General features: G+C 74.9%; 16 protein-coding genes. 7 read left to right on the top strand and 9 right to left on the bottom strand.

Annotation, left to right across the window (positions count from 1 at the left end; genetic code table 11):
- Positions 1–10: 10 nt before the first annotated feature.
- The gene (locus tag ACIQ87_RS06770; RefSeq protein ID WP_402402583.1) at positions 11–1,183 is read right to left on the bottom strand and encodes a saccharopine dehydrogenase family protein; all 1,173 of its coding nucleotides are present in this window, start codon (positions 1,181–1,183) and stop codon (positions 11–13) included.
- 6 nt (positions 1,184–1,189) lie between these two features.
- Positions 1,190–2,227: an alpha/beta hydrolase family protein gene (locus ACIQ87_RS06765; protein ID WP_402402748.1), complete on the bottom strand. Its 1,038-nt coding sequence runs from the start codon at positions 2,225–2,227 to the stop codon at positions 1,190–1,192.
- 69 nt (positions 2,228–2,296) lie between these two features.
- Here ACIQ87_RS06765 and ACIQ87_RS06760 point away from each other — a divergent pair, with 69 nt between their 5' ends.
- The 4 genes from ACIQ87_RS06760 to ACIQ87_RS06745 all read left to right on the top strand — a co-directional run bounded on the left by ACIQ87_RS06760 (position 2,297) and on the right by ACIQ87_RS06745 (position 4,929).
- Entirely contained in the window at positions 2,297–3,145 is an 849-nt protein-coding gene (locus ACIQ87_RS06760) for a PaaX family transcriptional regulator C-terminal domain-containing protein (RefSeq protein ID WP_402402581.1), read from the top strand.
- 140 nt (positions 3,146–3,285) lie between these two features.
- Positions 3,286–4,029, top strand: coding sequence for an SOS response-associated peptidase (locus ACIQ87_RS06755; RefSeq protein WP_402402579.1), 744 nt, complete (start codon positions 3,286–3,288; stop codon positions 4,027–4,029).
- 20 nt (positions 4,030–4,049) lie between these two features.
- Positions 4,050–4,397: a nuclear transport factor 2 family protein gene (locus ACIQ87_RS06750; RefSeq protein ID WP_402402576.1), complete on the top strand. Its 348-nt coding sequence runs from the start codon at positions 4,050–4,052 to the stop codon at positions 4,395–4,397.
- Between the two features lie 169 nt (positions 4,398–4,566).
- A complete protein-coding gene (locus tag ACIQ87_RS06745; protein ID WP_402402574.1) occupies positions 4,567–4,929 on the top strand; it encodes a S26 family signal peptidase in 363 nt (120 codons plus the stop codon).
- 42 nt (positions 4,930–4,971) lie between these two features.
- Here the strand turns inward: ACIQ87_RS06745 and lanL are convergent, their stop codons facing one another.
- From lanL to ACIQ87_RS06715, 6 genes are all read right to left on the bottom strand, one after another.
- Positions 4,972–7,527 (bottom strand): class IV lanthionine synthetase LanL, encoded by a 2,556-nt coding sequence (gene lanL / locus ACIQ87_RS06740; protein WP_402402571.1) that lies wholly within the window; start codon positions 7,525–7,527, stop codon positions 4,972–4,974.
- A gap of 55 nt (positions 7,528–7,582) precedes the next feature.
- Positions 7,583–7,750, bottom strand: a complete 168-nt coding sequence (locus ACIQ87_RS06735) for an SflA family class IV lanthipeptide (protein ID WP_392877140.1) — start codon at positions 7,748–7,750, stop codon at positions 7,583–7,585.
- 188 nt (positions 7,751–7,938) lie between these two features.
- Positions 7,939–8,850 (bottom strand): phytoene/squalene synthase family protein, encoded by a 912-nt coding sequence (locus ACIQ87_RS06730; RefSeq protein ID WP_402402568.1) that lies wholly within the window; start codon positions 8,848–8,850, stop codon positions 7,939–7,941.
- Between the two features lie 90 nt (positions 8,851–8,940).
- Entirely contained in the window at positions 8,941–9,465 is a 525-nt protein-coding gene (locus ACIQ87_RS06725) for a hypothetical protein (RefSeq protein WP_402402566.1), read from the bottom strand.
- Positions 9,466–9,617: 152 nt separating this feature from the next.
- Entirely contained in the window at positions 9,618–10,868 is a 1,251-nt protein-coding gene (locus ACIQ87_RS06720; protein WP_402402563.1) for a styrene monooxygenase/indole monooxygenase family protein, read from the bottom strand.
- Between the two features lie 154 nt (positions 10,869–11,022).
- Positions 11,023–11,673 (bottom strand): pyridoxamine 5'-phosphate oxidase family protein, encoded by a 651-nt coding sequence (locus ACIQ87_RS06715; protein ID WP_402402561.1) that lies wholly within the window; start codon positions 11,671–11,673, stop codon positions 11,023–11,025.
- A 331-nt stretch (positions 11,674–12,004) separates the two neighbouring features.
- On the opposite strand from ACIQ87_RS06715, the gene ACIQ87_RS06710 reads away from it, so the two are divergent.
- The 3 genes from ACIQ87_RS06710 (at position 12,005) to ACIQ87_RS06700 (ending at position 15,945) form a co-directional block, all read left to right on the top strand.
- Positions 12,005–13,507: an FAD-binding oxidoreductase gene (locus ACIQ87_RS06710; RefSeq protein ID WP_402402559.1), complete on the top strand. Its 1,503-nt coding sequence runs from the start codon at positions 12,005–12,007 to the stop codon at positions 13,505–13,507.
- A 188-nt stretch (positions 13,508–13,695) separates the two neighbouring features.
- Positions 13,696–14,466, top strand: coding sequence for a slipin family protein (locus tag ACIQ87_RS06705; RefSeq protein ID WP_402402746.1), 771 nt, complete (start codon positions 13,696–13,698; stop codon positions 14,464–14,466).
- 114 nt (positions 14,467–14,580) lie between these two features.
- On the top strand, positions 14,581–15,945 hold the full coding sequence (locus tag ACIQ87_RS06700; RefSeq protein ID WP_402402557.1) for an FAD-dependent oxidoreductase: 1,365 nt from the start codon (positions 14,581–14,583) through the stop codon (positions 15,943–15,945).
- Between the two features lie 163 nt (positions 15,946–16,108).
- Here the strand turns inward: ACIQ87_RS06700 and ACIQ87_RS06695 are convergent, their stop codons facing one another.
- On the bottom strand, positions 16,109–16,726 hold the full coding sequence (locus tag ACIQ87_RS06695; RefSeq protein WP_402402554.1) for a TetR-like C-terminal domain-containing protein: 618 nt from the start codon (positions 16,724–16,726) through the stop codon (positions 16,109–16,111).
- Between the last annotated feature and the right edge of the window lie 257 nt (positions 16,727–16,983).

Below are 16,983 nucleotides of genomic sequence, written 5' to 3'. Positions count from 1 at the left end.
GGTCCCCGTCCTACAGCTCCTCCACCACCTCCACGCCCGGGCACTCCCGCGCCAGGTCGGCGAAGAACCGCTCCCCGTCGACCACCGCCTCCGGCGGGTGCACCCCGGCCGGCCGCACCGTCCCGTCCAGCAGCTGTGCCAGCCCGAGCGCCGCCGGGACGCCCGTGGCCCGCGCCATGTCGGCCAGCAGCGCTTCCGCTCCGCGCAGGTGGGCGAGGGCGGCGGCCGGGCGGCCGTCGCGCGTTCCGGTGGCGGCGGCGAAGAACGGCGGGAGGGTGCCCGGGCCGCGCAGCCGCGGGGCGCGGGCGGCGGCGCGCAGGGTGCGGCGCACGGTGGGGTGGTCGAGGTCGGCGGCGGCGGTCTCGTTGGTCAGCCGTCCGGCGTCGAGGTCGGCGCGCAGCACGTCCAGGTAGGCGGCCGTACCGGCCCTGACCACCATGAGGTTGGCCGCGTCGCCGCCGGGCCGCAGGCTGCGGTGCAGGGTGACGGGCTCCGGGTGGCCGACGGTGTAGGCGGTGCCGTGGTGGCCGCCGGGCAGGTCGAGGGTGACCGGGCGCAGCGGGGGCCGCCGGACCAGCCGGCCGCCCTCCACCGTCGCGACGGTGCCGCTGATCTGCTGCATCCAGTGCACGGCGGCGGCCGAGACCGCTCCGTCGGGGTCGCTCAGCGAGGCGTCCGGCTCCGGGCCGACGTCGACCGGCCAGGCGGTGTACACGTCGGTCAGGGTGTCGAGGCGGGCGGCGGCCCGGGCCGCGAGCAGGTTGCTGACGCCTGGGCTGGCCCCCATCCCGAGCAGCGCGCGCACTCCGGCGGCGCGGGCCCGGTCGTCCAGGTCCAGCATGGCGAGGGTGGGTTCCCAGTCGTCGCAGATGTCCAGGTAGTGGGTGCCGGTGCGGATCGCGGCGCGCAGCACGTCGAGGCCGTAGCGGTAGTACGGGCCGACGGTGTTGAGCACGGCGTCGGCGTCCGCGAGGGCGGCGTGCAGGGCCCGTTGCTCCGTGACGTCGACCCGGGCGGCGCGGACGGGCACCGGTGCGTCGGCGGACAGTGCGGCGGCGGCGCGGCGGGCGGCGTCGAGGTCCAGGTCGGCGACCACCAGCTCGTGGACGTCGGGCAGTGCGGCGGCGACCCGGGCGGCGGCCCGGCCCATCGCGCCGGCGCCGCCGAGGGCGAGCAGTCTCATCGCGGGTCAGCCCTTCGGGTGGTCGAGCGAGGTCAGGAAGTTCCGCATGCCGTCGAGGTAGCCGGGGGTGAAGAGCGAGCGTGGTGCGGCGACGGCCAGGAAGGTGCTGCGCAGTTCGGAGTCCTCGACGTCCTTGGGCACGATGTCGTGGGTCGAGTCCGGGAAGCGCAGGACGTGGAGCAGGCCCGGGGTGGTGATCAGGCGGCGGTAGCCGGCCTCGGTGTCGTCGCTGTCGACGTTGACGTCCCGGCCGCCGAGGATCAGCTGGACCGGCACCCGGAGGGCGGCGAGGTCCTCGGTGGCGTCGGAGAGGTGGTTTCGCTTGTTGAAGGCCCAGCGCTCGGGGGTCAGTCCCTGGACGTCGCCGCCGGCGGCCCGGTACTGCTCGAAGGTCGAACCGGCCCGCAGGGCGGCCAGGTTGCGGTCGCTGCGGGCGACGGCGGCGGCGGTCTCCTCGGGTGAGGCGTGCCGTTCCGCGAGTTCGGCGAGCAGGTTGTAGCGGCCCTGCCGGAGCCAGTTGACGGCGGGGGCTACGGCGATCACGAACTTCACGTCCGGGGACTGCCGGGCGGCCTTGGGCATCACCCAGCCGGCCTGGCTGGCGCCCCAGAGCCCGATCCGGTTCGGGTCGATGCCGGGCCGGGTCCTGGCCCAGCGGATCGCGGCGAGGGTCTCGTCGGCGCGGTCCTGGATGCTCTGGTCCAGCCAGTTGCCGGGGGCGTTGTTCACGCCGGGCTTGTCCCAGGAGAGCGTCGCGTACCCGGCCTTCGCCATGGCCTCCCAGAGCGGCCGGTAGAAGGTGTCGTGGGTGGCGTCGGTCGGTCCGTCGCCGTGGACGAAGACCACCAGCCCGTACGGTCCGTGGCCGCCGGCCGGGCGGGCGAGCACGCCCTGGAGCGGCTGTTTGCCGCCGGTGACGGTGACCCGCTCCTCCGTGAGGTCGTACGCGTTCTGGTAGACCACCCAGCCGCCGGCGCCGGCCAGCAGGGCGGCCACGGTCAGCAGCGATCCCCAGAGTCGTGGGCGCTTGCCGAGCAGCTTCATATCGTTCACCAATCAATCGATCGTTTCTAAAACGACCGTATCAGATATGAACGCACTAGGATGATCGTCATGCAGGAGATCCCGACCCGGGTACTGGTGGACGCGATGGTCCGCGCCGACGGCACGGTCGACTGCGGCGACCTCTACGCCGTGGCCGGCCGACTCGGCATGAGCGACCAGCAGGTGCGGCTGACCATCAGGCGCCTCACCGCCGACGGCCGCTTCGTCCAGGAGGGCCGCGGCCGCCGGGCACTGCTGCGCGCCACCGCCGCGACCAGGCGCGAGATCGAGCCGGACGTCGGGTACCTCGCCCTGATGTACGCCCAGGACCGCGGCGAGGCCCCCTGGGACGGCACCTGGCACCTCGCCGGATTCGCCGTCCCCGAACGCGACCGCACCGCCCGCGACGGACTGCGCGAGACGCTGCTGCGGCTCGGCGGCGCCCCCGTGCAGAACGGGCTCTACGTCTCGCCGCACCCCTGGGAGCCGGACGTCCGGGAGGCGGCCGGCGCCCTGGGCGTCCTCGGCAACCTCACTCTGCTGAGCACCCGCGACCTGCACACCGGCGACACCGCCGAGCCCCGCGAACTCGCCCGCCACTGGTGGCCGCTGGACGAGCTGGCCGAGGGCCACCGGCGGCTGGCCGCCCTCGCCGCCGGGCAGCTCGCCCGGCTCACCGCGGGCGGCCTCTCGGAGACCGAACTTCTCACCGTGGCCGTCGAGTTGGCCGCCGCCTTCACCGAGGCGAGCGAGCCCGACCCGCTGCTGCCCCCGGAGCTGCTGCCCCAGCCCTGGCCCGGCGCCGAAGCCCGGGCGCTGGTCGCCCGCTGCTGGGCCCTGCTGCTCGCCGACCCCCGGCCGGGGGCGCCCCGGCTGTTCGACGCCTACGCGGAGGTCGTCGCGGCGGTCACCGGCTGACCGGCGCCGACCCCGACCCCGACCCCGACCCCGACCGGCCCGGGGTGCCGTGGCCCCTTCGGGCACACGGCGGGCACACGACGGGCGCACGGAGGCCGAGTTGGACGCCCGCCGCCCGTACGGTGTGGGAGGCTGGGGGCATGTGCGGTCGATTCGTCTCCACCACCACGCCCCAGGACCTGGTCTCCCTGCTCGGGGAACTCCGGTGGGACCCGGCCGAGACCTTCGCCCCGAGCTGGAACGTCGCCCCGACCGACCCGGTCCCCGCCGTTCTGGAGCGCGTCGACCGGGAGACCGGCGAGATACTGCGCCAACTGCGCCCGCTGCGCTGGGGCCTGGTCCCGTCCTGGTCCAAGGACCCCTCCGGCGGCGCCCGCATGATCAACGCCCGCTCGGAGACCGTGGACACCAAACCCGCCTTCCGCAAGGCGTTCACCGCCCGCCGCTGCGTGATCCCCGCCGACGGCTACTTCGAGTGGCGCGAGGTCCCCGCCGGCGCCGGGACGAAGAAGTACAAGCAGCCGTACTTCCTCAGCACCGGCGGCGTGATGCTGATGGCCGGCCTGTACGAGTTCTGGCGCGACAGCACCCGCCCCGAGGACGACCCGCTCGCCTGGCTGGCCACCGCCACCGTCATCACCACCGACGCCAGCGACTCCGCCGGCCGCGTCCACGACCGGATGCCCCTCACCATCGCCCCCGACGACCTCGCCACCTGGCTCTCCCCCGCCCACACCGACCGCACCGAACTCCACCACCTGCTGCGCCGCCCCGCCGACGGCGACCTGCGCGTGCGCGCCGTCCCCACCACCGTCAACAGCGTCCGCAACAACGGCCCCGAACTGCTGGCCAGCGCCCCGGACCCGCTGGGCCTGGCGGACTGAGGCCGAACCCCGGAGACCACATGAACGGCACCCCCGCGAGCCTCGTCGAGGCGGCGTTCCGCCACTACCGGTCGCAGGACCGGGAGGCGGCCCTGCCGCTGTACGCGGAGGACTTCACGTTCACCAGCCCCCAGGACGACCGCATCGGCAAGGAGGCGTTCTTCCGGCGGTGCTTCCCCACCGCCGACCGGTTCACGGAGCAGCGGATGCTTCGGGTGGCGCCCGCCGGCGAGGAACTCGTCTTCGCCTACTACGAGTACGAGCTGGCCTCCGGCGACCGCTACCGCAACGTCGAGGCGATCACCGTCCGGGACGGGCTGATCCGGGAGGTCCAGGTCTTCTTCGGCGGCCGGCAGCCGGGGCCGTGAACCCGGCCCTCCACCGGCCTGCTCGACCGCCGTCCTGACCTCGGGGCGATCGGGCCGGGTGATCAGGAACTCGGCGCCGCCCACGCGGCGGACACGGTTCTCCGGGCCGGCGGGTGCGGGGCGCGAAAAATCCGTTGGACGGCCGGGGCGGATCTGCCACGATCGCCGGATGGGTGCATTGGACGGAGTGGCGGCCGCAGTGGCCGCCGGAGCCACCGTGGAGTTCAGGCCGAGCGGCTCCTCGATGGTCCCGCTGATCCGCAGCCGGCAGCTGGTGGCCGTCGCCCCGGTCGACCCGGCCGGGCTGGAGGTCGGCGACATCGTCCTCGCCCGGGTCGCCGGGACCGTGTACCTGCACCTGGTGTCGGCCCTCGACCGGGCTAGGCGACGCGTGCAGATCAGCAACAACCGGGGTCGTGTCAACGGCTGGACCAGCCACGAGCGCGTCTTCGGCATCTGCGTCGCCGTCGAAGGAACGCCCCGGGCCGGCGCGGCCGACAAGGTACCGGCGGCCTCCACCGCCCGACCCTGATGTGTGCGCGACCGGCTGATCCACGCCCGCGCCCGGGCTCGCTCAGTGCGGCGGCAGCTGCCCCGGCACCGGGCCGCCGCGGCGGGTGAGGCGGCGCAGGAAGGTGGTGACGCCGGGGGTGCCGACGGCCCAGGCGCGGGCTTCCGTGTCGGGGCGGCGGCCGGGCAGCAGCGGCCGGGCGGGCGGGCCGCCGGCCCGGGTGAGGATCAGCGCCGCCACGTCCTCGGCGGCCGCCCAGTGCCGGGCCTCGCCGGTGGCCACCGCGAGGTCCACGCAGAGGTCCCCGACGCCCGCGAGTCCGCAACAGCGGAAGACCTGGGCGGTCCTCGGGGCGAGCGTCCGGCAGGTGTCGGCGGCGTCGGCGGCCAGGGCGAGCAGCGCGTCGTCGCCGTACTGCCGGCCGGCCTGGACCAGCAGGGTGCCGAGCCCGGCGAGCCCCCGGCACCAGGAGAGGTAGCGGCGGGTGGCCCCGGGTGTGCGGGCGGCGGCCAGGATGCCGGGGAGGTCGGCGGCGAGTTCGTCCACGATCTCGCGGGCGGCGTGCCGGGACGCCTCGTCGGGCATCGCCAGCAGGAAGTGGGCGACGCCGGCGCGGCCGTGCGCGAAGCCCTCGGCGAGGGCCGCGGTGCCGGGGTTGGGCTCCTCCCCGAGGTCGTCCAGTGGCCGGCCGGCCAGCCGGGCGGCGCAGTCGGCGGCGGCCGCGCGGTGCGCCGCGGCCGCCGGGCCGCGGGCGGCGAGCAGCAGGTGTCCGGTGCCGATCCCGGCGGTGCCGGCGATCTGGTCCACGCCCGTCCCCTCGTACCGGCGGTGTGCCGGGGGCTCGGTGCCGAGCGCGGCGGCCGCCTCGGCGAGGAACAGGTCGACGCCGGTTCGGCCCTGGTAGAGCGAGCCGTCGAGGTGGTCGAGGGCCGGGTGGACGGCCGTCCAGCGGGCCAGTTCGGCGGCGGCGGCCCGGGCGTCCGGGCGGTCCGGGTGCTGGAGCAGTTCGAGGCCGAGGCCCGCCGCGCCGTCGTACAGCGAGAGCAGGGTGCGGGGCTGTTCCGTGCCGGGGCCGGCGGCGGCCAGTTCGCGGGCCATCCGGACGCAGGTGGTGACGGTGTGGTCGAGCGCCTCGGCGGCCCGGCCGCCGGCCCGTCCGCTGTCTCGGTCGCCGGGGGCGCCGCGCCGCGCCGGCGCGGGCCCTTCCCGCAGTCGCGCCGCCGCGGCGGCGCGGTGCGCCGGGTCGAAGCTGAGCAGGCCCGCGATGAGTTCCGCCGCGGGGTGCCGGGGCTCGGGGAGGGCGGCGCGCAGGCAGGCGAGGGTGCGGTCGCGGTTGGTCGCCGGGTCCGGGTCGATCACCACCGGGTCGAGGCCGGTGAGGGCGTGGTGCAGGGTGGCGCCCAGCGCGTAGTGGTCCTCGGTGGGGTCCTCGCCGCCGGCGCCCGGCAGGCCGTAGCCGGCGGTGGCGCCCGGCGGGCGGTCGCCGGCCAGGGCGCTCACCCCGAAGTCGACCAGCGCGGGCCGGCCGTCCCGGTCGAGCACCACGTTCGCGGGCTTGAGGTCGCAGACCACCACGCCGCGCGCGTGCACCGCGTCCAGCACCCGCAGCAGTCCGCGCCCGAGCGTCCACCAGTCCCGCCCGCCGCCGGCACCGGCGTCGGCGCCGTACGGGCCGGAGGTGAGCACCTCGCGGCGCAGGTCGATCCGCCCGCAGGCGGCGCTGACCAGGTACTCGTCGGTGCCGTGCCGGAAGTAGTCGACCAGCGCGGGCACGCCGGGAACCCCGGTGAGCGCGTCGAGCACCCGCTGCTCGTGCCGCAGCCGGCCGCGCGCGTCGGTGCCCGAGCCGTCCTCGGCGACGAAGGCCCGGGCCTGTTTGACCACCACCTCGCGCCCGGTGGCGAGTTCGACCGCGCGGTAGACGTGGCCGCTCGCGGCGCGGGTGATGCCGGCGGTGATCCGGTAACGGCCGGCGCCGACCCGGGTGGTCGCCGGACGGGCGGGGGCGTCGGGCGCCTCGAACGGGTCGTCCGCCCAGGGCGGCCGGCGGTAGCGGGCCTCGGCCAGGCCGGGGAAGAGCGTGCCGTCCGGGCCCGCCATGCCGGCCCGCGCCTCGTCGTCGGTGACGCGGAACGGCCCGTAGCGGTAGTGCACCGGGGCGTCCGGCCGGACGGGGCGGTCGCTGATGACGGCGGGGCCCTCCCAGCCGGCCAGCGCCTGCGCCAACTCCAGCCCCAGGGCGCGGACTTCCTCCGGCCGGGGGTAGACCGTGACGGCCTTGCCCACGGCGGCGGCGCCGTGCCGGCCGCTGTTGAGCTCCCACAGCGCCGCCGTGCTCACCGCGAACTTCACGTCGCAGACCCGGCCGAGCAGGATCGGGAGCGCCGTGTCCAGCAGGGCGGCGAAGCCCTCGGGCCGGGCGGACAGGTGCAGCTTCCAGCCGTGGGCGAGGTCCGGCATCCGGGGGTCCCGGAGGTACCACCAGTGGCCGTCGGTGCGCAGCGGGCGGTGCGGCCCTGGCGCCCGTGCCTCCAACTCCTCGGCCCTGCGCCGCAGTTCCTCGTCCGGTGGGTCCGACCGGCGGACCTCGGCGGAGCCGGGGTCGGGCGGTGTGCTCATGGTTCCGTCCTTCCCCGGTCCGTCGTGGTCCGCCGGTCGCCGTGATCCGGCTGGATCAGGAGTTGAACTCACAGGGGAAGCGGGTCGGGACGTAGGTCACCCACGGGTCGGCGAGGCAGGCGACCGGGGTGAGGTCGGCGTCGAACTCGTCCTCGAAGAGGATGGCGTCCTCGTCGATCTCCAGCGGGCCCGCGTCGCGGATGTCGGTCATCAGGGCACTCATGGGGTCCTCCCAATGATTGGGGTTGGTGGGTCCAGCGCGCTGAGCGGGGCTCATGCTAGCCAGGCGCCCGGACCCGGGACAGAGTGCTGACAGACCTGCCGAATCGACTACGACAAAGGGAGGTTCCGTTTGTGGACGCCGCCTCCGCCCGCCGTCACCGGCGCGACACAGACGCCGCCCGCACCAGGTCAGCCCCGCAGGCGGCGGGCCCGGAGGAACTCGCGGGCCAGCAGCCGCAGCGCGGCGGGCTTGGCCGGGCTCGCCGAGCGGCGCAGCAGGGCGCCGAGGTCGGCGCGGGCGGCGGCGCTGGTGAGCCGCTCCACGCCGACGATGCAGCTGACCATCGGCCGGTGGGCGGGCGGCACCCGGTCGATGACGGCCCTGCCCTCGGCGAGGGTGCGGTCGGCCCGGTCGAGCAGGTCCGTGAGCAGGGCCCGGACGGTGGGCAGGTCGCGGGCCCGCTCCAGGTCGGCGCGGGTGACGCCGTGCTCCTCGAGGGTCCGCTCGGGGATGTTCAGCCGGCCGTCCGCGAGGTCCTCGGCGAGGTCGTTGACGAAGTCGAGCCGCTGGCTGCCGTCGATGAAGGTGCGGCAGGCGGCGCGGTAGTCGCGCTGGTCGCCGTCCGGGCCGATCAGGCCGGCGACCACCATGAAGCCGGGCAGCGAGTACCCGTCGACATAGGCCTGGTAGTCGTCCTCGGTGGCGAAGCCGGTGAAGTCCAGGTCGGCCCCGGTCGCGGCGAGGAAGTCCAGCACCCGCTCCCGCAGGACGGGGTGGGCGTCGACGCTGTGCAGCAGCGGGCGCAGCTCGGGGTCGTCGGTGCGGCCGGCGGCGAGGCCGTCGGTGACCTGCCGCTGCCAGCGGGCGGACGCCGTCCGGCGTTCGGCGAGCGGGCCGCTGTCGAGCAGGGTGTCGGTGCGGTGCATGAAGGCGGCGGCGGCGATCACGTGCGGGACCATCCGGGCGGGCAGCAGCAGTTCGGTGGCGAGCGCGGCCTCCCGCCGGTACCGGGCCATCTGTTGCCGCTGCCGGCCGTAGTCGGCCCGCAGCCCGGCCTCCCGCACCCCGGCCGCGTCCAGCGCCCGCTCCCACCTGCCCACTCGGTCCACCCCATCGTTCGTTCGACGGGAACCGAGCGTAGCCGGTGGCGGCGGGCGGACCTGTTCGGCCCCCGGCCTCCACCCCGCCGGTCAGCGCGGGCGGATCGCGGAGAAGCCGCAGGCCGGGGTGCAGAGGGTGACGATGCCGCTGTAGCGGTGGGTGGTGCGACCCCGGGTGACGCTGTGCATGGTGTACTTCTCCCGCAGGTTGGGCTCACGGCAGCGCGGACAGGCGGCGCCGACCGGCGTGCCCCACGGGCGGTTCGGGTTGAGCTTGGCGATCGAGACCACCATCAGGACGGCGGCCAGGCCCGCGCCGCCGAAGCCGACCACCCGCCACATCCCGTTCGAGGACTCCCGGCGGTCGATCATCTCGTCGTAGGAGTAGGTGCCCCCGCCGCCGCGGCTGGACCAGATCCGGCACTCGCTGTGCCGGGTCATGGTCTTGCCGTCGCAGGTCGGCGGGGTGTCCGGGTCCGACTTGCCGACCACCAGGGCCAGGAAGAACCCGAGGGCGATCAGCAGGCCGAACACGACCACGGCGACGGTCCGGCTGCGGCCGGTGTGCAGCCGTTTGCGCTCGTTGTACGCCGTGTCGATCACAGCCTGGGCCATGTTGCCCCCGTCGACCGCCACTGCTCTTCCCCCTGTTGTCCGCGCCACCCGTCCGGCCCGCGCTCCGGGCCGGACGTCCCCCGTTTCCGGGGGCGAGAAGAACCCACCATGAACGATGCGCTCTTGTACGGGACTTGGGAAGAGCTTGACCTTCAGTCGTGCGTCGAGCCGTCCGCGGCGACCGACTCCAGGTAGGCGGCCGTCTTCACCGGGTCGAAGTACCACTCCTCCAGGTCCGCCGGGACGTCGAAGGCGTTGGCGAACCGGTGGGCCACGGCGGGCTGCGAGACCCCGGCGTCGAGGATCCGGAGGACATGCGGGGGCGGCGGGGCGAGCAGTTCGTTGCTCCAGAGGGTGGAGGGGGCGGCGATCCGCCAGAACCCGTCGAAGGCCGCCTGCTGGAAGGCCCGGTCGAAGGGCCTGTCGCCGTGGGCGAGGATCGCCTCCAGGTAGCCGGCCGCGCACTTGGCGGCGTTGTTGGAGCCCTGGCCGGCGATCGGGTCGTTGAGCACGACCACGTCCGCGACCCCCAACACGGCTCCGCCGCCCGGCAGTTCACCGATCGGACGGCGCACGGCCGGGGCGAGGCGTCCGGCCAGCGTCCCTCCGGCGTCGGTGAGTTCGACGCCGGAGCGGGTGCGGTCGTACTCCCAGGGTGTGAAGGTCTTCATCAACTCCAGTGTCACCCGCAGGTGTTCGGCCGGATCGCGGATCCCGTCGAAGGTGTCCGCCGGGCCGCCGGGCAGGGCCTCCCAGGCCAGGATGTCGCAGGGCCCGGCCTCGGTCAGCGCCGGCACCATGAAGAGCTCGCCGACGTCCGGCACCAGGTTGCAGCGCACCGCCGGGTAGTCGTACTCGGGGCGCGGCCCGAGCCCGTGCACATAGGCGGCCGCCAGCGCGCGCTGCGGCCGCTCGTACGGGGAGCGCTCGTGGTCGCGCTCGAACAGCGAGGCCAGGGCGCCCTTTCCGGAGGCGACCAGCACCAGGTCGTACGAGCCGGCCAGGTTCTGCAGATCGGCCGGGGTCACCTGGCGCAGCTCCACCCGGCCGCCGCGCTCGGCGAACAGCTCCAGCCAGGTGGACATCTTCAGCCGCTGGTCGACGGACTGCGCACAGCCGTCCAGCCGCGCGACCCAGTCGATCGTCCGCTCCGACTCCGGCCCGGCGACCGACACCCCGAGGCCCTCGATCTGCGGCGCCCGGTCGGCCCACAGGTCCAGGCCGAGGGCCCGCTCGGTGCGCAGCGCGGAGTCGAACATGCACTGGCTGGACATCACCCGCCCGCCGCGCACCTCCTCCGGGCCGCGGTCGGTCAGCACCGTCACGTCGTAGCCGTGGGCCTGCAGCCCCAGGGCCAGTTGGAGTCCGGCCTGCCCCGCGCCGACGATCAGAATTCCGCGCATCGCCCCTGCCCTCCTGGTGGAGTGGATACGTCCCGGACGGCGGCCCGCTCGGCCCGGTTCGGCCCGCTCGGCACGGCCGCCTCCGGCCTGCTTACCAGTCGTCGCCGTGCCCGTCCACGAGCCGTGCGCCCGCACCGCACCGCACCGCCGGCCCTCACCCGGAGTCCAGCTTGCGGCCGGTGATCTCCTCCGGGCGGATCCGCACCCAGCGCGGCCGGTCCCCGCCCGCCCAGGGGGCCGCGCCGGGCAGGCCGGCCAGCCGTTCCAGCTCGGCGGGGTCCTCCACGTAGTGGGCCGGGCCGAGGGCGAGCACGCTCCAGCCGCGGCCGAGGTACTCGTCGATGTGGTCGACCTGGAAGGAGACCGCGGTGCCCTCCTCCGGGGCGGCGGCGCCGTGCGCGCCGGTGCGGTAGGCGAAGGAGCCCTCGTCCACCACGTAGTTGACCGGCAGCACCACAGGCCCGGGCTCGACCGGCAGGGCGATCCGGCCGATGCCGTGGCCGCCGACCAGCCTCCAGCAGTCCTGCTCGGTGAGGTCGAGCAGCCGGGGGCGCGGACCGGGGCCGCCCTGGCCGGGCGGGGCCTCGGCGCGGCCGGACCGCAGCTCTTCGGGGGTGCTGTCGAGGGCGGCGGCGATCCGCACGAAGCCCCCCGGGTCGAAGCCGGGTCCGGCCTCCAGCAGGCACCTCAGGTAGCGGGGCGCCATCGCCGCGCGGTTGGCCAGCGCCTCCTCGCTGAGGTCCAGCTGCTCGCGCCGCTCGGTGATCCGACGGGCCACGACGGCGGGGTCGGCGGTGTCGTTCACAGTGGTGACTCCTCGGCTTGCCGGGGGCCGTCCGGCCGCGCCCGGGCGTTGACCAGGCCGGACCCATCCAAGCGTCCGGCCTGCGGCAAGTCGAGCAACGGCCGGGCCCCGTGCGTGTCGGTACGGTCGGCCGATCGCGGACGCCGCACCGCCCCGTCCGGCTCTCGCCCGTCCGACCCGACGCCGTCCGACCCGACGCCGTCCGGCGCGCCGCCGCGTCTGCCGCCCGCCGCTGCGCCGGAAGGCGCAGCTCCACGGGCCCGCGCGGCACCGCCGCGTGACGATCGGCGGGACAGCACCCGCGCGCCGGTCGCCGGGAGAAGGGCGCGCCATGACCATGGACCGACGACGATTCCTCACGACCCTCGGCACCGCCGCCGCGCTGGCCGCTGCCGGCGGCGCTCCCGCCCGGGCACTGGTCGCCTTCCCGGCCCGCAGCCGCGGCTGGGCCGCCGCGCCGCCCGACTGGCGGTCGCTGCGGGACCGCCTGGGCACCCGGCTGGTGCTCCCGGCCGACCCCGGCTACGGGACCGCCCGGCTCGGCTACAACACGCTGAACGACGGTCAGCGCCCCGCCGCCGTGGCGCAGTGCGTGTCGGCCGACGACGTGCGGGCCTGTCTGGACGTGGCGCGCGGGCACGGGATCCCGATCGCGGCCCGCTCCGGCGGCCACGGCTACCTGGGGTACGGCATCCCCGCCCAGGGCCTGGTGATCGACCTGCGCCGGATGGCCGACGTCGTGGTGCGCCCCGACGGAACCGCCGAGGTCGGCGCCGGCGCCCGCCTGATCGAGGTGTACACGGCGCTCGCCCAGGCGGGCCGGCTGCTCCCGGGCGGCAGCTGCCCGACCGTGGGGATCAGCGGCCTGGCCCTGGGTGGCGGCATCGGCGTGCTGACCCGCGCCTACGGTCTCACCTGTGACCGGCTGGCCGCGGCCGAGCTGGTGACCGCCGACTCGCGCCTGCTCACCGCCTCGCCCGCGGTGGAGCCCGACCTGTACTGGGCGCTGCGCGGCGGCGGTGGCGGCAACTTCGGCGTCGTCACCCGTTTCACCTTCGCCACCGCCCCCGCGCCCGGCCTGACCGTCTTCGTGCTCGGCTTCCCGGCCGGCTCGGTGACCCAGGTCCTGGGCGCCTGGCAGCAGTGGGTGGCCGGTGCCCCTCCCGAACTCTGGGCCACCTGTCAGATCTCCGGCGGCACCCCGCCCGGCTGTCGGATCGTCGGCTGCTACGTGGGCGACCCGGGCGGCGCCAACCCCCTGATCGACCACCTGGTGACGGCGGCCGGCACCGCCCCGAGCTCACGCACCGTCTCCCCCGAGGACTACCTCGGCGCCATGAACTTCATGGCGGGCTGCTCGCACGACACCCTCGCCCAGTGCCACCCCACCTGGGAGGGCGGCGTCCTGCCCCGGGCCGGCTTCGTCGCGGTCTCCCGGATGCTGGGACCGGCCGCGCTCGATCCGGCGAAGGTCACGGCGCTGATGGCCGGCCGCACCGGCGTCAGCCTGCTGTTCGACTCCCTGGGCGGCGCGGTCGGCGCGCTCGCCGCCGGCGCCACCGCCTTCCCGCACCGCGACTCGCTCGCCGGCGCCCAGGTCTACGCCGGCGCCACGCCGCTCAACGAGGACCGGGTCCGGAGCACCGTGAACGGGATCCGCGACGGGCTGGCCGGTCTCGGCGCGCGCGGCGCGTACGTCAACTACATCGACGGCACGCTGCCCGACTGGGGCCGTGCCTACTACGGCGGGAACCTGCCCCGGCTGAAGGACGTGGCCCGCCGCTACGACCCGGACGGGGTCTTCGCCTTCCCCCAGTCCGTGGCCGCCGCCTGACCCTGCCCCCGCACCCGTCTCACGCCGTTCCGGCCGGCGGTCCCGGCCGGGCCGTTGCCACGTCACAATGCCCGCGCACGCCCCTGTCCACCGCCGCCGCCCGAGCGCATACTGGCCTGCGCGGCTCGCAGCGGGCGACGGGGCCACTCCGGTCCCCGGCCCGGTTGCGCCGTGACGGGGGGGTCGAGATCGTGGCAGCTGTCGTGATCGTCGCCGCGCTGCTCCTGCTCTGGCTGGTGACCGGCGTGCGGGTGGTACAGCAGTACGAGCGCGGTGTGGTGTTCCGGCTCGGCCGGGTCAGCGGGCAGGTCCGCGAGCCGGGGGTGAGCCTGCTGATACCGGTCGCGGACCGGATGCGCAAGGTCAACGTCCAGGTCGTCACCATGCCGGTGCCCGCGCAGGAGGGCATCACCAAGGACAACGTCTCGGTGAGCGTCGACGCGGTGCTGTACTTCCGGGTGATGGACCCGGTCAAGGCCACCGTGGACGTCCAGAACTACTCCTTCGCGATGCTCCAGGTCGCCCAGACCTCGCTGCGCTCCATCATCGGCAAGAGCGAGCTGGACGACCTGCTCTCCGGCCGGGAGAACCTCCACCAGGGCCTGGAGGTAATGCTGGAGAGCCCGGCCACCGGCTGGGGCGTGCAGATCGACCGGGTGGAGATCAAGGACGTCAGTCTGCCGGACTCGATGAAGCGCTCGATGGCCCGCCAGGCCGAGGCGGACCGCGAGCGGCGGGCCCGGATCATCACCGCCGACGGCGAGTTCCAGGCCGCCGCGAAGCTCGCCGAGGCGGCGGGCAAGATGAGCGAGACCCCGGCGGCGATGCAGCTGCGGCTGCTCCAGACCGTGGTCGAGGTCGCGGCGGAGAAGAACTCGACGCTGGTGCTGCCGTTCCCGGTGGAACTGCTGCGCTTCTTCGAGGCCTCGGCGGCCCGGGCCGCCGATCCGGAGGCATAGGCCGGGCCTATGGCCCCCATAGATCACCACCTCCTACTTTCCAGGTCATCCGTAGGGTTTGCTACAAAGGTTCAGACCACCTTTGCGCCGCGCCCGACCGGAGGACCACTCGTCATGCCCCGCCCGATCCGAGTCGCGATCGTCGGAGCCGGCCCCGCCGGCATCTACGCCGCGGACGCCCTGCTGAAGTCCGACGCCGCCCAGGAGCCCGGTGTCTCGATCGACCTGTTCGAGCGGATGCCCGCGCCGTTCGGCCTGATCCGCTACGGGGTCGCGCCCGACCACCCGCGCATCAAGGGCATCGTCACGGCCCTGCACCAGGTGCTCGACAAGCCCCAGGTCCGGCTGTTCGGCAACGTCGACTACCCGAACGACCTCGGCCTCGACGACCTGCACCGCTTCTACGACGCCGTGGTGTTCTCCACCGGCGCGACGGCCGACCGCGCCCTGGACATACCCGGCATCCACCTCGACGGCTCCTACGGCGCGGCCGACTTCGTCTCCTGGTACGACGGCCACCCGGACGTGCCCCGGACCTGGCCGCTGGAGGCCGAGAAGGTCGCCGTCCTCGGCGTCGGCAACGTCGCCCTGGACGTCGCCCGGATCCTCGCCAAGACCGCCGAGGAGCTGCTGCCCACCGAGATCCCGCCGAACGTCCACGAGGGCCTGAAGCGCAACCGGGCCGTCGAGGTACACGTCTTCGGCCGCCGCGGCCCCGCCCAGGCCAAGTTCAGCCCGATGGAGCTGCGCGAACTGGACCACTCCCCCACCATCGAGGTGATCGTCGCCCCCGAGGACATCGAGTACGACGAGGGCTCGATCGCCGAGCGCCGCGCGGTCAAGCACGTCGACCTGGTCGCCTCGACGCTGGAGAACTGGGCGATCCGCGACGTCGGCGACCGCCCCCACCGGGTGTACCTGCACTTCTTCGAGTCCCCGGTGGAGGTCCTCGGCGAGGACGGCCGGGTCGTCGGCCTGCGCACCGAGCGCACCGAGCTGGACGGCACCGGCAACGTGCGCGGCACCGGCGCCTTCACCGACTGGGACGTGCAGTCGGTCTACCGCGCCGTCGGCTACTACTCCGACGAGCTGCCCAAGCTGCCCTTCGACCCGGTCTCGGGCACCGTCCCGCACCGGGCCGGGCGGGTCCTGGACGGCGACGGCTCGCACCGCACCGCCACCTACGTCACCGGCTGGATCAAGCGCGGCCCGGTCGGCCTGATCGGCCACACCAAGGGCGACGCCAACGAGACCGTCGCCTGCCTGCTGGACGACCATGCCGCGGACCGCCTGCCCGGCGCCGTCGACCCGGACCCGGCGGCCGTCGAGGAGCACCTGCGCGCGCAGGGCGTCCGCTTCACCACCTGGGCGGGCTGGCAGCTGCTGGACGCCCACGAGCGCGCGCTCGGCGAGGCCGAGCAGCGCGAGCGGGTCAAGGTCGTCGAGCGCGAGTCCATGCTCCGCCACAGCGGGGCCTGAGCCGCGACCCGAGCGCGGAGGCGCCGCCGCCGGATCCCGCGGGAATTCCCTCCGGAACCCCGCGGGGTTCACCACCGCGCCCGCGGGATTCCCGGCCGATTTCCGCGCCGGGAAATCCGGGTGCCGCTGCCGATCGTCCTGCCACACCCCTCGCGACGCCTCGTCAGGGGCGGACGATCGGCAGCAGCAACTCGTCCACGATCTCCGCCGGATCGAGCTGGACCGGATCCCCGCCGCACATCTTGATCCGGTACAGCATCAGCGCCGGCACCAGGTCGGTGACCAGCGGGGTGACGGCCCCGGGGCGGACCTCGCCGCGCGCGGTGCCGCGGTCCAACACCTCGGCGATCAACGCCGTCGTCGGCTCCACCACCCGCTCCAGCACGATCTCCACGAAGGCGTGCGCCCGCTGGTGGTCGAGTTCGCTCATGATGGCCCGCACGGCGGCGCCCAGCTCGCTGACCATGGCGGCGCGCAGCCTGGTGACCACCTCCAGCAGGTCCCCGCGCAGGCTGCCGGTGTCGGGGGCCGGTCCGGACGCCGGCAGGCTGGCCCGCAGCGCGTCCTTGACCAGCTCCTCCTTGGAGGACCAGCGGCGGTAGAGCGCGGCCTTGCCGGTCTGCGCGGCGGCGGCCACCCCCTCCATGGTCAGCCCGGCGTAGCCGTCGGTGGTGAGCTGTTGGAGGACCGCCTCGTAGATGGCGCTCTCCAGCGCCTCGCCCCGCCGCCGCAGCGGGGCGCCCGTCACCGGTCCGTGCCCGGCAGCCGTGTCAGCGGTCATGGTTGCGCACCTTCTTCAGTCGCCTTTCGTCAGTTCGTCGCTCCACACGTCCACCGCGGATCTCCGGGAGATCCCGGGCCGGGCGCGTCGCCGGTGAAGCATTTCGCCCCCGGAACTTCCCACCGCCCGGACATCACCGGGGGCTACTGTCGATGTTAGTGAACGAACCCGTTCCCGCCGCATTCCGGTCGTCACCCGGAGACGCGCTTCGCGGCGGACCTTCCCGCGCGGCGGGACCGGGACGGGACCGTGGCCTC

Origin of the sequence: Kitasatospora sp. NPDC096204 (assembly GCF_044763205.1) — a bacterium.
In the GTDB taxonomy this organism is placed as follows: domain Bacteria; phylum Actinomycetota; class Actinomycetes; order Streptomycetales; family Streptomycetaceae; genus Kitasatospora.
The sequence above is the reverse complement of the archived record's forward strand: the minus strand, read 5'-3'. Positions and strand labels throughout refer to the sequence as shown.

Excerpts from the sequence above, each read along its gene's own strand:
- ACIQ87_RS06750 (WP_402402576.1), top strand. The coding sequence starts at position 4,050 with ATGAACGGCACCCCCGCGAGCCTCGTCGAGGCGGCGTTCCGCCACTAC.
- ACIQ87_RS06745 (WP_402402574.1), top strand. The coding sequence starts at position 4,567 with ATGGGTGCATTGGACGGAGTGGCGGCCGCAGTGGCCGCCGGAGCCACC.
- ACIQ87_RS06720 (WP_402402563.1), bottom strand. The coding sequence starts at position 10,868 with ATGCGCGGAATTCTGATCGTCGGCGCGGGGCAGGCCGGACTCCAACTG.
- ACIQ87_RS06755 (WP_402402579.1), top strand. The coding sequence starts at position 3,286 with ATGTGCGGTCGATTCGTCTCCACCACCACGCCCCAGGACCTGGTCTCC.
- ACIQ87_RS06765 (WP_402402748.1), bottom strand. The coding sequence starts at position 2,227 with ATGAAGCTGCTCGGCAAGCGCCCACGACTCTGGGGATCGCTGCTGACC.
- ACIQ87_RS06710 (WP_402402559.1), top strand. The coding sequence starts at position 12,005 with ATGACCATGGACCGACGACGATTCCTCACGACCCTCGGCACCGCCGCC.
- ACIQ87_RS06770 (WP_402402583.1), bottom strand. The coding sequence starts at position 1,183 with ATGAGACTGCTCGCCCTCGGCGGCGCCGGCGCGATGGGCCGGGCCGCC.
- ACIQ87_RS06735 (WP_392877140.1), bottom strand. The coding sequence starts at position 7,750 with ATGAGTGCCCTGATGACCGACATCCGCGACGCGGGCCCGCTGGAGATC.
- ACIQ87_RS06760 (WP_402402581.1), top strand. The coding sequence starts at position 2,297 with ATGCAGGAGATCCCGACCCGGGTACTGGTGGACGCGATGGTCCGCGCC.
- lanL (WP_402402571.1), bottom strand. The coding sequence starts at position 7,527 with ATGAGCACACCGCCCGACCCCGGCTCCGCCGAGGTCCGCCGGTCGGAC.
- ACIQ87_RS06700 (WP_402402557.1), top strand. The coding sequence starts at position 14,581 with ATGCCCCGCCCGATCCGAGTCGCGATCGTCGGAGCCGGCCCCGCCGGC.
- ACIQ87_RS06725 (WP_402402566.1), bottom strand. The coding sequence starts at position 9,465 with ATGGCCCAGGCTGTGATCGACACGGCGTACAACGAGCGCAAACGGCTG.
- ACIQ87_RS06695 (WP_402402554.1), bottom strand. The coding sequence starts at position 16,726 with ATGACCGCTGACACGGCTGCCGGGCACGGACCGGTGACGGGCGCCCCG.